12 protein-coding genes and 1 riboswitch are annotated in these 13,159 nt (G+C 69.8%); of the genes, 7 read left to right on the top strand and 5 right to left on the bottom strand.

Annotated features, from left to right (window positions below):
• Window positions 1–6 precede the first annotated feature (6 nt).
• Genes efeU through efeB form a run of 3 tightly spaced genes read left to right on the top strand, consistent with a single transcriptional unit; the run spans window position 7 to window position 3,517 of the window.
• Window positions 7–951 (top strand): iron uptake transporter permease EfeU, encoded by a 945-nt coding sequence (gene efeU / locus MRBLWH11_RS16365; protein WP_341945585.1) that lies wholly within the window; start codon window positions 7–9, stop codon window positions 949–951.
• Window positions 948–2,180 (top strand): iron uptake system protein EfeO, encoded by a 1,233-nt coding sequence (gene efeO / locus MRBLWH11_RS16360; RefSeq protein WP_116635200.1) that lies wholly within the window; start codon window positions 948–950, stop codon window positions 2,178–2,180. Before efeU ends, efeO begins: the two co-directional genes overlap by 4 nt.
• A 26-nt stretch (window positions 2,181–2,206) precedes the next feature.
• Window positions 2,207–3,517 (top strand): iron uptake transporter deferrochelatase/peroxidase subunit, encoded by a 1,311-nt coding sequence (gene efeB, locus MRBLWH11_RS16355; protein ID WP_341945584.1) that lies wholly within the window; start codon window positions 2,207–2,209, stop codon window positions 3,515–3,517.
• A 4-nt stretch (window positions 3,518–3,521) separates the two neighbouring features.
• Here the strand turns inward: efeB and MRBLWH11_RS16350 are convergent, their stop codons facing one another.
• Together MRBLWH11_RS16350 and MRBLWH11_RS16345 are read right to left on the bottom strand one after the other, a co-directional pair.
• Complete coding sequence (locus tag MRBLWH11_RS16350) at window positions 3,522–4,385, bottom strand: serine hydrolase (protein WP_341945583.1); 864 nt, start codon at window positions 4,383–4,385, stop codon at window positions 3,522–3,524.
• 9 nt (window positions 4,386–4,394) lie between these two features.
• Window positions 4,395–5,525 carry an acyltransferase family protein gene (locus MRBLWH11_RS16345; protein ID WP_341945582.1) on the bottom strand — a complete coding sequence of 377 codons (1,131 nt, stop codon included), beginning with the start codon at window positions 5,523–5,525 and terminating at the stop codon, window positions 4,395–4,397.
• Between the two features lie 111 nt (window positions 5,526–5,636).
• Here MRBLWH11_RS16345 and MRBLWH11_RS16340 point away from each other — a divergent pair, with 111 nt between their 5' ends.
• Both MRBLWH11_RS16340 and MRBLWH11_RS16335 read left to right on the top strand, forming a co-directional pair.
• The gene (locus tag MRBLWH11_RS16340) at window positions 5,637–6,863 is read left to right on the top strand and encodes an LLM class flavin-dependent oxidoreductase (protein WP_341945581.1); all 1,227 of its coding nucleotides are present in this window, start codon (window positions 5,637–5,639) and stop codon (window positions 6,861–6,863) included.
• Window position 6,864: 1 nt separating this feature from the next.
• A complete protein-coding gene (locus tag MRBLWH11_RS16335) occupies window positions 6,865–7,509 on the top strand; it encodes an FMN reductase (protein ID WP_341945580.1) in 645 nt (214 codons plus the stop codon).
• A gap of 25 nt (window positions 7,510–7,534) precedes the next feature.
• Here MRBLWH11_RS16335 and MRBLWH11_RS16330 read toward each other — a convergent pair whose 3' ends face one another.
• On the bottom strand, window positions 7,535–7,969 hold the full coding sequence (locus MRBLWH11_RS16330; RefSeq protein ID WP_341945579.1) for a 6,7-dimethyl-8-ribityllumazine synthase: 435 nt from the start codon (window positions 7,967–7,969) through the stop codon (window positions 7,535–7,537).
• A 13-nt stretch (window positions 7,970–7,982) separates the two neighbouring features.
• A riboswitch (FMN riboswitch) is annotated at window positions 7,983–8,126 on the bottom strand.
• A gap of 58 nt (window positions 8,127–8,184) precedes the next feature.
• On the opposite strand from MRBLWH11_RS16330, the gene MRBLWH11_RS16325 reads away from it, so the two are divergent.
• Window positions 8,185–9,537 (top strand): FAD-binding protein, encoded by a 1,353-nt coding sequence (locus MRBLWH11_RS16325; protein ID WP_341945578.1) that lies wholly within the window; start codon window positions 8,185–8,187, stop codon window positions 9,535–9,537.
• A gap of 4 nt (window positions 9,538–9,541) precedes the next feature.
• On the opposite strand, the gene MRBLWH11_RS16320 is transcribed toward MRBLWH11_RS16325, so the two are convergent.
• Window positions 9,542–10,234, bottom strand: a complete 693-nt coding sequence (locus tag MRBLWH11_RS16320; RefSeq protein WP_341945577.1) for a response regulator — start codon at window positions 10,232–10,234, stop codon at window positions 9,542–9,544.
• Complete coding sequence (locus MRBLWH11_RS16315) at window positions 10,231–11,514, bottom strand: ATP-binding protein (RefSeq protein WP_341945576.1); 1,284 nt, start codon at window positions 11,512–11,514, stop codon at window positions 10,231–10,233. The genes MRBLWH11_RS16320 and MRBLWH11_RS16315 overlap by 4 nt, the downstream gene beginning before the upstream one ends.
• Window positions 11,515–11,662: 148 nt before the next feature.
• Between MRBLWH11_RS16315 and MRBLWH11_RS16310 the strand changes: the two genes are divergently transcribed.
• On the top strand, window positions 11,663–13,099 hold the full coding sequence (locus tag MRBLWH11_RS16310) for a cation:dicarboxylase symporter family transporter (protein WP_116635190.1): 1,437 nt from the start codon (window positions 11,663–11,665) through the stop codon (window positions 13,097–13,099).
• Window positions 13,100–13,159: the final 60 nt, after the last annotated feature.

The raw sequence follows: 13,159 nt of genomic DNA, 5'->3' as shown, positions 1-13,159 counted from the left end.
CATTCCGTGCTCGCCACCTTCCTCATCGGCCTTCGCGAGGGCCTCGAAGCCGCGCTCGTCGTCGGCATCCTCGTCGCCTACCTCCGTCGGCTCGGACGCCAGGACGCGCTCCCGAAGCTCTGGGCCGGTGTCGGGCTCGCGATCGCGCTCGCCCTCGGGATCGGAGCGGTGCTCACCTTCGGTGCGTACGAGCTCACCTTCACCGCCCAGGAACTGATCGGCGGCGGCCTCTCGCTGCTCGCGGTCGGCATGGTGACCTGGATGATCTTCTGGATGCAGCGCGCCGGCCGCACGATGAAGGCGACTCTCGAGGGCGGCATCGACCGCGCGCTCACCGTCGGCGGGCTCTGGGCCCTCATCGCGATCGGCTTCGTCTCCGTCGCCCGCGAGGGGATCGAGACGACCCTGCTCCTGTGGTCGATGGTGCAGTCGTTCGGCGACGCGCCCTCCGCCCTGCTCGGAGCGCTCCTCGGGCTCGTCACCGCCGTCATCGTCGGCTGGCTGATCTCCCGCGGCGCCGTGAAGCTGGACCTGCGCCGATTCTTCGCCTGGACCGGCGGCTTCCTCGTCATCGTCGCGGCCGGCGTGCTCGCCTATGCGCTCATGGACCTCCAGGAGGCCGGCGCCCTTCCCGGGCCGTTCACCGCGGCGGCTCCGATCGACCCGGTCACGGGCGGTGTGGCGGTCGGCTGGGCGGGCCTGCCGTTCGGCTGGGCGTTCGACGTCTCGGCGACGATCGCGCCCGGCGGACCGCTCGCGGCGATCCTGCAGGCCACCGTCGGGTTCATGCCCGCGATGACCTGGCTGCAGGTGATCGCGTGGACGCTCTACATCCTCATCGTCGGATACCTGTACATCCGCGGTCTCCGCTCGCGGCGACCGTCGACGCAGCGAGCGTCGACGGATCCGCAGCTCGCAACGGCATCCCACTCACCACAAGGAGCAGCATGACCACCTTCCATCGGATCCTCGGGGCGGTGGCCGCCACCGGCGCCGCCGCACTCGTCCTGAGCGGTTGCGTCGCGAAGAGCGACGTCGACGCCGCAGCGGCCTTCGACGTCTCCTCGACAGACGCGGACTGCGCCGTGTCGGCGGCGACGGCGAAGAGCGGGACGCTGACGTTCGACGTGACGAACGACACCGACCAGGTCTCGGAGTTCTACCTGCTCGCGGAGGACGGTCTGCGCATCGTCGGCGAGGTCGAGAACATCGCACCCGCGGCATCCCGCACGCTGACCGTCGTGGCGCAGCCGGGTGACTACTTCACGCTCTGCAAGCCGGGCATGATCGGCGAGGGCGTCGGAAAGGCGGCGTTCACCGTCACGGGTGACCGCGTGTCGGTCGACGGACCCGACGCCGAGCAGAAGCAGAAGGCGGTCGATCTGTACGCGGCCTTCGTGAAGGACCAGGTCGGCCAGCTCGTGCCGGCCGTCGAGGACTTCGTCGCCGCATACGAGTCGGGAGACGACGAGACGGCGCGCGCGCTCTTCCCGCAGGTGCGCGCGTACTACGAGCGCATCGAGCCCGTCGCCGAGGCGCTGGGCGATCTCGACCCGCGCATCGACTACCGCGAGGTCGACGCGGTCGCCGAGGGTCTGGACTGGACCGGCTTCCACCGCATCGAGAAGGACCTCTGGGTGCCCGCGCAGGACGCGCTGAACGCCGACGGAGAGACCCCCGCCTGGCAGGACTGGGCGCCGTCGACTCCGCAGGAGCGGGCAGACTTCGGCGACCTTCTGCTCGCCGATGCCCAGGAGCTCTACGACTACGTCCACTCGGACGACTTCACCACGGCGCTGGACGACCAGGGCATCGGCGGCATCTCCAACGGCGCGATCGCGCTGCTCGACGAGGTCGCGACGGGCAAGATCTCCGGCGAGGAGGACTGGTGGTCCGGGACCGACCTGTACGACTTCGCCGCGAACGTCGAGGGCTCCAAGATGGCGTTCTCCCTCGTGCAGGACTTCGCCACCGCGCAGGGCGATGACGGCAAGGCTCTCGTCGAGGAGATCGAAGCCGGCTACGCGGCGCTCGAGGAGTCGCTCGCCGCGCACGGGTCGCTGACCGACGGGTTCGTCGGGTACTCGCAGCTCACCGAGGCGGACAAGCGCGAGTTCACCGATCTGATCAACGCGCTGGCCGAGCCGCTGTCGCAGCTGACCGGCACGGTCCTCGACTGATCGCCCGAGCCGGTACGATCGCGGACGTGAACGAACCAGAAGAGGATGCCGCAGCCGACACGGCGACGGCCGACACGGCTGCGGCATCCCCTCCGGCAGGGCTGAGCAGGCGCGGCCTGCTCGGCCTCGCCATCGGCGGCGGTGTCGCAGGACTGGCGGTGGGTGCCGGTGCCGGCCTCGCGGGCGGCGTGGCGATCGGGCGAGAGCGCGCACACGCCGACGCGCAGCCCGTGCATGAGTTCTTCGGCGCGCACCAGGCCGGCATCACGACATCCGTGCAGGACCACCTCCACTTCGCGAGCTTCGACATGATGCCGCGCACGGATCGCGACGACCTCATCTCGCTGCTGCAGGACTGGTCGTACGCGGCCGCGCGTATGACGCAGGGGCTCGAGGTGAGCGCCAGCGGCGCGGTCGGCGGTCCGGCGGAGGCGCCCCCGGATGACACCGGCGAGGCGCTGGGGCTTCCGGCCGCCGGTCTCACGATCACCTTCGGATTCGGGCCAGGACTCTTCGAGAACGAGGACGGCGACCGCTACGGCATCGCGTCCCTCCGTCCATCCGGCCTGGAGCGGCTGCCGGCGTTCCTCGGAGACGACCTGAACCCGCAGGCGTCGCACGGCGACCTCTGCGTCCAGGCGTGCGCCGACGACCCGCAGGTCGCGGTGCACGCGATCCGCAACCTCAGCCGGATCGCTTTCGGCCGTGCGCGGCTGCGGTGGTCGCAGCTGGGATTCGGCAAGACGTCGCGCACCACCTCCGCCCAGGCGACCCCGCGGAACCTCTTCGGGTTCAAGGACGGCACAGCGAACATCCTGGCCGACGATGCGGCAGCACTCGATGATCACGTGTGGGTCGCGTCCGACGACGAACCGGCCTGGCTCACGGGCGGGTCGTACCTGGTGGCCCGCAAGATCGCGATGCTCATCGAGACGTGGGACCGCGTCCGTCTCGCCGAGCAGGACACGATCATCGGCCGGGACAAGGGGGAGGGCGCGCCGCTCTCCGGGGGTGACGAGTTCACGGCGCCCGACTTCGGCGGCGCATCGATCGATGCGAACAGCCACGTGCGCCTCGCCCACCCGGAGCAGAACGAGGGCATCCGCATCCTCCGCCGCGGCTACAACTACGTCGACGGCAACAACGAGCTGGGCAGGCTCGACGCCGGGCTCTTCTTCCTGTCCTACCAGCGCGACCCCGCGCAGTTCATCACCCTGCAGCGCCGCCTGTCGACCGATCTCCTGAACGAGTACATCCGGCATGTCGGCTCGGGCATCTGGGCGATCCCCGCCGGTGTGAAGCCCGGCTCCTACGTGGGCGCCGAACTCTTCGCCTAGCGGGTCAGCCCTCGAGCATCCGCACGATGGCGGCCGCCATGGCGTCGGCGCCCGGATGATCGTCCGCCGTGATGGTCACCACGGCATCGTCCACGAAGATGAGCAGCTGGCCGTAGGCGCCGTGCAGCCGCCATGCGCGGCCCGGTCCGCCCCAGCCCGCGAGCGCGTAGCGGTCGTAACCGGGCGTCGCTCCCGCCACGACCCAGGAGGAGTGCATCGCGTCGATCCACTCCGCCGAGATCAGCCTCGTCCTCTCCCGCATGCCGCGATCGCGGATCAGCGCGCCGATGCGAGCCAGCTCCTCGGTGCGCAGCGCGAGCCCTCCGCCGGCGACGATCCGGCCGTTCGGGCAGCGCTCCCAGGCGACGTCGTGGATGCCGAGCGGACGGAACAGCCGCGGATCGAGATACTCGGCGACATCGCCGACCCGACGGGCGAGCACGGCCATCGCCGTGTAGGTGCTGGCGTTCGAGTACTGGAACACCGGTCCCCGTGACGGGCGGCCCAGGAACTCGATCGCGAGGTCGGGCCAGTCGGTCATCATCGTCTCCGACCACGGCAGGTCGACGCCGCTCGTCATGCTCAGCAGGCGGCGGAGCGTCACGCGATCGACCCCGGGGCCGAGATCGACGTCGCCGACGTAGACCCCGATCGGGGCGTCGAGATCGATGAGCCCCTCGTCGGCGGCGATACCGGCCGCCAGGACGCAGACGCCCTTCGCCGCGGAATGCACGTCCTCGCGGATGTCGGGGGTCCAACGGTGGTCCGCCGCTTCCGCGCCGATGAGGACGTGCAGTCCGTGCGCTCCGAAGCCGGATGCCTCCACCTGCCGGACGATCCGATCACGGATGGTCGAGGCGCGGAGCATCCGTTCAGGCTATCGCGGTCGGCGCGATCCGGTCGGGTCGTTCCTCCGCCCCTCGCGGGAGGCGAGAGCGGGGTCGGCGAACAGCCACTTCGGCCGCGGTTCGACCAGCGGGCGGAACAGGTGACGCACGGGTTTCGTCGCCAGCGCCAGCGCGACGACGACGGACAGGATCGTGACGAGAGGCAGCCAGATCCAGGTCGGCTCGAGGTCGCGCAGGGCGCCGGACTCGCGGAAGGGGTACAGCACGAACGAGTGCAGGAGGAAAACGTACATCGTGTACTGGCCGAAGTGCGTCCACCAGTAGGTCCCGCGGGGGATGAGCGCGAAGAACGCGGCGCAGAGGACGACGGCGAGCAGCATGAGCGCGAACCGGAGGCCGCCGGCCCACCATTGCTCGCCGCCGAGGTCGGCGTACGAGTCCTCGTAGAACAGCCAGTGCCGCAGGTCGATCGCCTGCCACACCGGAAGCCAGTTCCATGCCGCCCAGCCCGTCGCCGCGAGCACCGCGACGGCCGCGACCCGCACCCACCAGGGGCGGAAGTCGAGGAGGCGGAACCGGGCGACGATGTCGCGCTCCCGGAGCCACCATCCGAACGCGAAGAACGGCAGCAGGCCGAGCGTCCGCGAGAGCGAGAACGTGCTGTCGACGTTGGGCAGGTACCCGACGCCGATCGAGATCACGATCGTCCAGGCCAGCGGCCAGCGCAGCAGGGCGAGATAGGGGAGCATCAGGCGGAAGATCCCCAGCGCGAGCAGGAACCAGAGCGTCCAGGACGGCTTGGTGATGTTGGGGTTGGCCTGACCTTCGACGAGCCACTTGGTGAGCGTCCACAGCACCTCGAAGATGAGGTATGGCACCAGGATGTCGGTGATGACCCTGGCCATCTGCGTCCTGGTCGGCGAACCGGACTTCGAGAAGTAGCCGGAGATGATCGCGAATGCGGGCATGTGGAACGCGTAGAGGGCCAGGTAGAACGCGAACGCGATGTCGGAGTCGTAGATGAGTCGCTGGATCGCGTGGCCCAGCACCACCAGCACGATGCACGCGTAGCGGGCGTTGTCCCAGAACGGGACGCGGCGACGAGGGCGCGCCGTCGACGCGGTCGGAGGGCCGGAGGAGGCCGCGGCTGCGTTGCTCATCCTCCGAGGCTACCGTCGGGAATAAAGTTGTCCGCATCGCGTTGACTCATATACATTCAAATGAATAGAAACGGATGCGCGGTCATCCGCTTCGAGGAAAATGGAGCAATCATGAGCGAGCAGTCAGGCGCGCAGGCGATGCAGTTCGGCATCATGTCGGTCAGCGACATCACCCGCGATCCCACCACGGGCATCACGCCCAGCGAGCAGGAGCGGATCAAGGCGACGCTGACCATCGCCACGCACGCCGAAGAGGTCGGTCTCGACGTGTTCGCGATCGGCGAGCACCACAACCCGCCGTTCTGGTCATCGAGCCCCACGACGTTCCTCGCCGCCCTCGCGGCGCGGACCGAGCGTCTGATCGTCTCCACCTCGACCACGCTCATCACGACGAACGACCCGGTGCGCATCGCCGAGGAGTACGCGATGCTGCAGCACGTGTCCGACGGCCGCATGGACCTCATGCTCGGTCGCGGCAACACGGGCCCGGTGTACCCGTGGTTCGGCCAGGACATCCGTCAGGGACTCCCGCTCGCGATCGAGAACTACGCGCTGCTGCACAAGCTGTGGCGAGAGGACGTCGTCGACTGGGAGGGCAAGTTCCGCACGCCGCTGCAGGGGTTCACCTCCACGCCCCGGCCCCTCGACGGCATCGCGCCCTTCGTCTGGCACGGCTCGATCCGCACCCCGGAGATCGCGGAGCAGGCCGCCTACTACGGCGACGGCTTCTTCGCGAACAACATCTTCTGGCCGAAGGAGCACTACCAGCGCCTGATCGAGCTGTACCGCCAGCGCTACGCGCACTACGGACACGGCACCCCGGAGCAGGCGATCGTCGGTCTCGGCGGGCAGGTGTTCATGGCCGCGAACTCGCAGGACGCGGCGAACCAGTTCCGCCCGTACTTCGACAACGCCCCGGTCTACGGTCACGGTCCGAGCATGGAGGACTTCACCGAGATGACCCCGCTGACGGTGGGATCGCCGCAGCAGATCATCGATCGCTACGCCGCCATGCGCGAGCACTACGGCGACTACCAGCGCCAGCTCTTCCTGATCGACCACGCCGGGCTTCCGCTCAAGATCGTGCTCGAGCAGCTCGACATCCTCGGCTCCGAGGTCGTCCCCGTGCTGCGCAAGGAGCTCGCCAAGGGGCGTCCGGAGGCCGTGCCGGATGCTCCCACCCATGCCGCGCGCGTGAAGGCGGAGTACGGCGACGGACCGACCCGTCAGGCCCGCCCCGGTGCGAACCGCGGCGACAACCTGACCGGCGACTCGCCCTACCAGGACACGCCGGCACCGGCCGGAGCGGCCTTCGGGCTCAGCCGGAAGGAGGCCTGAGATGACCGTGCGCCGCATCGCCGTCGTCTCGGCCGGTCTCTCGAATCCCTCGTCCACGCGGATGCTCGCGGATCGCCTGGCCGCCGAGACGGTCAAGGCGCTCCGCGAGCGCGACATCGAGACGAGCGTCGACGTCATCGAGCTGCGCGACTACGCGCACGACATCACGAACAACCTGCTCACCGGATTCGCGCCCCCCGCGCTGGAGACGGCGATCAACACCGTGGTGTCGGCCGACGCGCTCATCGTGGTGACGCCCATCTTCTCGACCAGCTACTCGGGACTCTTCAAGTCGTTCATCGACGTGCTCGACCCCGACGCGCTGACCGGCAAGCCGGTCCTCATCGGTGCGAACGCCGGCACCGCCCGTCACTCGCTGGCGATCGACTACGCGATACGCCCGCTGTTCGCCTACCTGCACGCCGACGCCGTCTCGACGGGCGTGTTCGCGGCCTCGAGCGACTGGGGAGGCGCCGGAGACGACGTCGCCCCGCTCGCGAAGCGCGTCGAGAAGGGCGCACGCGAGCTCGCGGACGCGGTCGCCCGGCGCGACGCCGCCTCGGCCGCCGACCCGTTCGACCCGGCCACGTACCTGGGCGAAGGACGGTCGTTCGGTCACCTGCTGGGCGGTCTCGCCGGGGAGTGACGCGAATGTCCGCCTTCGCGGCCGATCAGGCGAGGGCGTCGAGTCCGGCGAGCGTCTTCACGACCGCGTCGGCGAGCTCGGCGCCCTTGACGGAGAAGTGACGGCGGAAGTACTCGCGGTGCTCCTCGTGCTCGTGGAAGTTGTGCGGCGTGAGGACCGCCGAGAACACCGGCACGTCCGTCTCCAGCTGCACGCGCATCAGCGCGTCGACGACCGTGGAAGCCACGAAGTCATGGCGGTAGATGCCACCGTCCACGACGAGCGCACAGGTGGCGATGGCGTCGGCCCGACCGCTGCGGGCGAGCCGCTGCACGTGCAGCGGGATCTCGAAGGCTCCGGGTACCCGCAGGACGGTGACGTCGTCGAAGCCGAGTGACGCGAGCCTTGCCTCGAAGGACTCGACGGCCTGATCGACGATCTCGGCGTGCCACTGCGCGGCGACGATGGCGATTCTGGGCATGATGACTGCTCCTTCTCGTCCTCTTCCATCCGGACTGTGACCGTCGGCCCCGGAATCGCACCGGGTCTGCAGACTCCACCGTGGACTCCGCTCGCGGGCTCCACGGCCTCGCCGTGACACCGCCGGTGGGGAATCTCACCCCGCCCTGAGGACATTCGGCACGAGGCTACCACTGGGCATCGTCGAATGTCCGAGGGGTGTCCTACCGTGGCGTCATGACCTCGATCTCCTCGTTCGATGCGCTTCGTGACCGACTGAGCGGCTCTCTGTTCCGCCTCGGCGACCCCGAGTTCGATGGGGCGAGACAGCCGTGGAACCTCGCGATCGATCAGCGGCCCCTCGCCGTCGCCGCTCCCGCAGATGTCGCCGATCTGCGCACCCTGCTCGGCGCCGCGCGCGCGTCGGGCTTCCGCCTCGCGATCCAGCCGAGCGGACACGGAGCATCGGGCGATCTCGACGGTGCTGTGATCGTGCGGATGTCGGCGTTCGATGCGCTCGACGTCGACGTGGATGCCGGGATCCTCCGTGTGGGCAGCGGTGTGCGCTGGGGCGCTGTCGTCGACGCCCTCGAGGGCACCGGCTGGGCGGCGCCGGCCGGCACGAGCCCGGTCGTCAGCGTGGCCGGGTACACGCTCGGCGGCGGGCACTCGTGGTTCAGCCGCACGGCGGGTCTCGGCTCCGACAACCTGCGCGCGGCCTGGGTGCTGCGCGCGGACGGATCCCACGAGCGCGTCGACGACGACAGCGATCCCGAGCTCATGTGGGCGCTGCGGGGTGCGGGCGGCATCGTCGGGATCGTCACGGCGCTCGAGATCGATCTGGTGCGCACACCAGCGCTGCGGGGTGCGAGCCTCACGTTCGCCGTGTCGGACGCGGCCGCCGTCATCCGGGCGGTGCGCGACCTCTCCGTCGACGCACCGGCGACGTTGAACGTCTTCATGAACTCGATGCGCATGCCCGACGCGCCGCAGCTGCCCGAGGCGATCCGCGGGCGCAGCTTCCTCGAGGTGCAGGCGCTGTCCGTCGACGGCGACGCGGGCGACCTCATCGATCGGCTCCGCGGCGCGGGTGTCGTGCAGCACGAGACGATCGGGGCCACGTCTCCCGGCGCCCTCGTGGCCGCGTCCAACGAGCCGATCGAGCCGACTCCGGGCCGTGGCGCGTCCATGGCGCTCACGTCGCTGGACGACGCCACGATCGATGCGCTCGTGGAGTTCCGTGAGCTCCCGGAGCAGGCTCCGATCATCGGGATCGACATCCGGATGCTGGGCGGCGCGCTCGACGCGCCACGGCGCAGCGGTTTCGCGACCCTGGCCTCGGCCGGCTGGCTGCTCCACGCGCTCGCTCCGCTGTTCCCCGGCGCTCCGCGCGAACCGGGGGACGCGAGCCTCGCAGGCTTCGTCGAGGTGCTGGCGCGAGCGGAGGCCCCGCAGACGGTGCCGACGTTCCTCGTGCCGGGGCAGACGCTCGAGCGCTGCGGGACCGCGGCGGACCTCGAGCGGCTGCGTGCGCTCCGTGCCGTCGTCGATCCCGATGGTGCACTGCACGCGGGGCGTCTTCCGCGCTGAGCTCTCAGGCGTCGTCGCCGCCCCGGTTCCAGCGGTACTCGGTCTCGGGGCGACCGCGCGCGCCGTACCGCGCCGTGCGGCTGAGCACACCCTCGGCGGCCAGGTGCTCGAGGTAGCGTCGCACGGCCACGCGGGACATGCCGAGGTGCTCGGCCGCCTCGCTCGCCGACAGCGGGCCCGACGAGCGCAGTGCAGCGGTCACGCGGTCCAGAGAGCCCACCGACAAGCCCTTCGGCAGCGGGATCGTGCCGGTCGCGCGGCCGAGCAGAGCGTCGATCTCGGCCTGCGTCGCCTCACCGTCGGTGGTGCGGGCCTGAGCGCGGTACGACCGGTACTGCTCCATCCGCTCCTTGAACACGGCGAAGGGGAAGGGCTTCACGAGGTACTGGAAGACGCCCAGTGCCGCCATCTGCCGGACGGTCTCGGCGTCGCGCACTCCGGTGATCGCGATCACGTCGACGGAGGCCGCCCTGGCGCGGAGGGCGCGCAGGACGTCGATGCCGGAGCCGTCCGGCATCGTGATGTCGAGCAGGACGAGGTCGAAGGCGTCCGCGCCTCGGCGATCCAGCACCGCGCTCACCGCCGCACGTGCTCCGCTGCACTCTCCGGAGGCCTCGAACCCGTCGAGGCGTGCGAGGTAGTCGCGATGGAGTTCGAGGGTCAGAGCGTCGTCGTCGACGATGAGCGTCCGGATCATGATCGGCGCCTCCGCGCTCCCGCTGCGGGCAGGATGACGCGGAACGTCGTGGGATCGCCCTCCAGGGTCACCGTGCCGCCGACGCCCGTGACGACCGATCGCACGAGCGCCAGACCGATGCCGCGGCCCTGCGCATCGGCGGGCTTGGTGGAGTAGCCCTGCTGGAAGATCTGCTCACGTCGGTCGCTCGGGACACCCGGTCCGCTGTCCGAGACCTCGAGCACGATCCCGCCATCCGCGGCCGGCGAGAGGGAGACGCCCACCCAGCGGTCGTCGGACTCCGCCGCGGCATCCATCGCGTTGTCGACGAGGTTGCCGAGCACCGAAACGCTGTCGACCGTCGACAGCGGCGAGCGCGGGGTCTCCGGGTCGATCCGCACCCGCCAGTCGATGCCGCGCTCCTTCGCCTGCGATGCCTTCCCCAGCAGCAGGGCGCCGACCGCGGGGTCGCCCTGGCGCCGGGCCGTGACCTGGTCGACGAGGGACTGGCTCTGGCGTGAGGTCTCGGTGAGGATCTCGATCGCCTCGTCGCTGCGACCGAGCTCGAGCAGAGCGACCGCGGTGTGCATACGATTCCCGTGCTCGTGGGTCTGCGCGCGCAGCGCCTCGCCGAGGGTGCGGATGGACTCGTAGGACGACACCGCGTCGCGCAGCTGGCCGGGCGGGAGGTCTCCGGCGATGCGTCGAGTGACGCGGCGAGCGATCAGGGCGCCGCACGCGCCGAGCGCCACGAGCCCCAGGGTGATCCCGAGCGTGAGGGGGAGACGGCGGATGAGCGTGTCGGAGATCGCCTCGGTCGTCACTCCCGCCGCCACCCAGCCGATCAGTGTGCCGTCGGGGTCCAGGACCGGCACGATCGTGCGGACGGACGGCCCGAGGGTGCCGGTGAACTCCTCGGTGAGGGTCCGAGGGGTCGAGGGGATGGTGCCGAGATAGCGCCCGCCGATCTGTGCGAGGTCGGGGTGGGTGACGCGCACGCCATCCGCGGTCATGACGGTGATGAAGTCGAGGCCGGCGTCCTCCACGACCGTCATCGCATAAGGCTCGAGCAGGCGTGTCGCGGCGTCGTCGTCTCCGGCACCCAGTGCGGAGACGACGTCCGGCGCGGCCGCGAGAGAGACGGCGGTGGCGGCCGTCACCCGCTCCGCCTCGGCGCGGATGGCTCGCTGCGCCTCCACGACGAGGAAGACGGCGACGAGCACGCCGATGACGACCGCGACCCCGAGGAGCACGACGAACACGCGCGACGCGGTGCTGCGGCCGTCAGAGGCGTGTGCCATCGCATCCTCCGGTCGTCGGCGATCTCGGTAGTGACCAATACGACCACAAATCGCGTCGCGGTGTGAAGTCCGCGACGGTGAATGTCATCGGCGACGAGGATGCCGCCGCACACATGACACGACGACGTTCATGATCAAGGAGAAAGACATGGCCATCACAACGGGGTTCCGTCTGCCGGGGTTCAACTCGCGGCGCGGCAAGCAGGCCTGGGATCGGCACACGTGGCTGTACGTGGCGGTGATCATCGCGGTCGTGCTCGGCGCACTCGTCGGCCTCATCTGGCCCGAGGTCGGGCAGGGGTTCGAGGCTCTCGGCAAGGGGTTCGTGGCGCTGATCAAGATGATGATCGCGCCGATCATCTTCTGCACGATCGTCGTCGGGGTCGGATCCATCGCGAAGGCTGCGACGGTCGGGAAGATCGGCGGTCTGGCGCTGCTGTACTTCATGATCATGTCGACGTTCGCGCTCGCGATCGGCCTCGTCGTCGGCAACCTCATCCACCCGGGATCCGGGCTCGACATGGCGGCCTCCTCGTATGAGGCCGAGGGCGAGGCGAAGACCACGCAGGAGTTCATCCTCGCCATCATCCCGGCCACGTTCTTCTCCGCGTTCACGGGTGAGAGCGTGCTGCAGGTGCTGTTCATCGCCCTGCTCGTCGGCTTCGCCCTGCAGGGGCTGGGCGATCGCGGTGCCCCGATCATGGAGGCGGTCAAGCAGCTGCAGAAGCTCGTGTTCCGCATCCTCGGCATGATCCTGTGGCTCGCGCCGATCGGCGCGTTCGGCGCGATCGCGGCCGTGGTCGGCAAGACCGGGATCTCCGCGATCTGGAGCCTCGGCATCCTGATGGTCGCCTTCTACATCACGTGCATCCTGTTCATCGTGGTGGTGCTCGGCACGCTGCTGTGGGCGGTGACGCGGGTCAACATCTTCTCGCTCATGAAGTACCTGGCGCGCGAGTATCTGCTGATCGTCGGCACCTCGTCCTCGGAGTCGGCGCTGCCGCGTCTGATCGCGAAGATGGAGCACGTCGGCGTCTCGAAGCCGGTGGTGGGCATCACCGTCCCGACCGGATACTCGTTCAACCTCGACGGCACGGCGATCTACCTGACGATGGCTTCTCTGTTCATCGCGACGGGCATGGGCCAGCCGATGTCGATCGGCGAGCAGATCGGCCTCCTCGTCTTCATGATCATCGCGAGCAAGGGCGCGGCGGGCGTCACCGGCGCCGGTCTCGCCACGCTGGCGGGCGGGCTGCAGGCCTACCGCCCGGACCTCGTCGACGGCGTCGGGGTGATCGTCGGCATCGACCGCTTCATGTCGGAGGGGCGCGCCCTGACGAACTTCACGGGCAACGCGGTGGCCACTCTCCTCATCGGCACGTGGACCAAGCAGATCGACCGCGACCGCACCCGCCGGGTGCTCAGCGGGGAGCTGCCGTTCGACGAGTCCATGATGGACGGCGTCGACGGGCACGGGATGTCGGATGCTCCGCAGGCCGTCGGGGTGCAGGGGCTCAGCGACTCGGCCGTGTCGGAGATGGCGGCGAAGGAGCAGCGGGCCAGGGACCGTGCCGCACAGCGCTGAGCTGATCTGAAGAGCGAGGCCGCAGAGCGGAGAGAGGGATGCGGGGGCCGGATGATTCCG

Source organism: Microbacterium sp. LWH11-1.2, from assembly GCF_038397745.1.
Lineage (GTDB): Bacteria > Actinomycetota > Actinomycetes > Actinomycetales > Microbacteriaceae > Microbacterium.
This window is presented reverse-complemented; position numbering and strand designations above follow the sequence as displayed.

Coding starts and splice junctions, on each gene's coding strand:
- MRBLWH11_RS16315 (WP_341945576.1), bottom strand. CDS start 11,514: ATGGCACACGCCTCTGACGGCCGCAGCACCGCGTCGCGCGTGTTCGTC.
- efeO (WP_116635200.1), top strand. CDS start 948: ATGACCACCTTCCATCGGATCCTCGGGGCGGTGGCCGCCACCGGCGCC.
- MRBLWH11_RS16310 (WP_116635190.1), top strand. CDS start 11,663: ATGGCCATCACAACGGGGTTCCGTCTGCCGGGGTTCAACTCGCGGCGC.
- MRBLWH11_RS16340 (WP_341945581.1), top strand. CDS start 5,637: ATGAGCGAGCAGTCAGGCGCGCAGGCGATGCAGTTCGGCATCATGTCG.
- MRBLWH11_RS16345 (WP_341945582.1), bottom strand. CDS start 5,525: ATGAGCAACGCAGCCGCGGCCTCCTCCGGCCCTCCGACCGCGTCGACG.
- MRBLWH11_RS16330 (WP_341945579.1), bottom strand. CDS start 7,969: ATGCCCAGAATCGCCATCGTCGCCGCGCAGTGGCACGCCGAGATCGTC.
- MRBLWH11_RS16350 (WP_341945583.1), bottom strand. CDS start 4,385: ATGCTCCGCGCCTCGACCATCCGTGATCGGATCGTCCGGCAGGTGGAG.
- MRBLWH11_RS16320 (WP_341945577.1), bottom strand. CDS start 10,234: ATGATCCGGACGCTCATCGTCGACGACGACGCTCTGACCCTCGAACTC.
- MRBLWH11_RS16325 (WP_341945578.1), top strand. CDS start 8,185: ATGACCTCGATCTCCTCGTTCGATGCGCTTCGTGACCGACTGAGCGGC.
- MRBLWH11_RS16335 (WP_341945580.1), top strand. CDS start 6,865: ATGACCGTGCGCCGCATCGCCGTCGTCTCGGCCGGTCTCTCGAATCCC.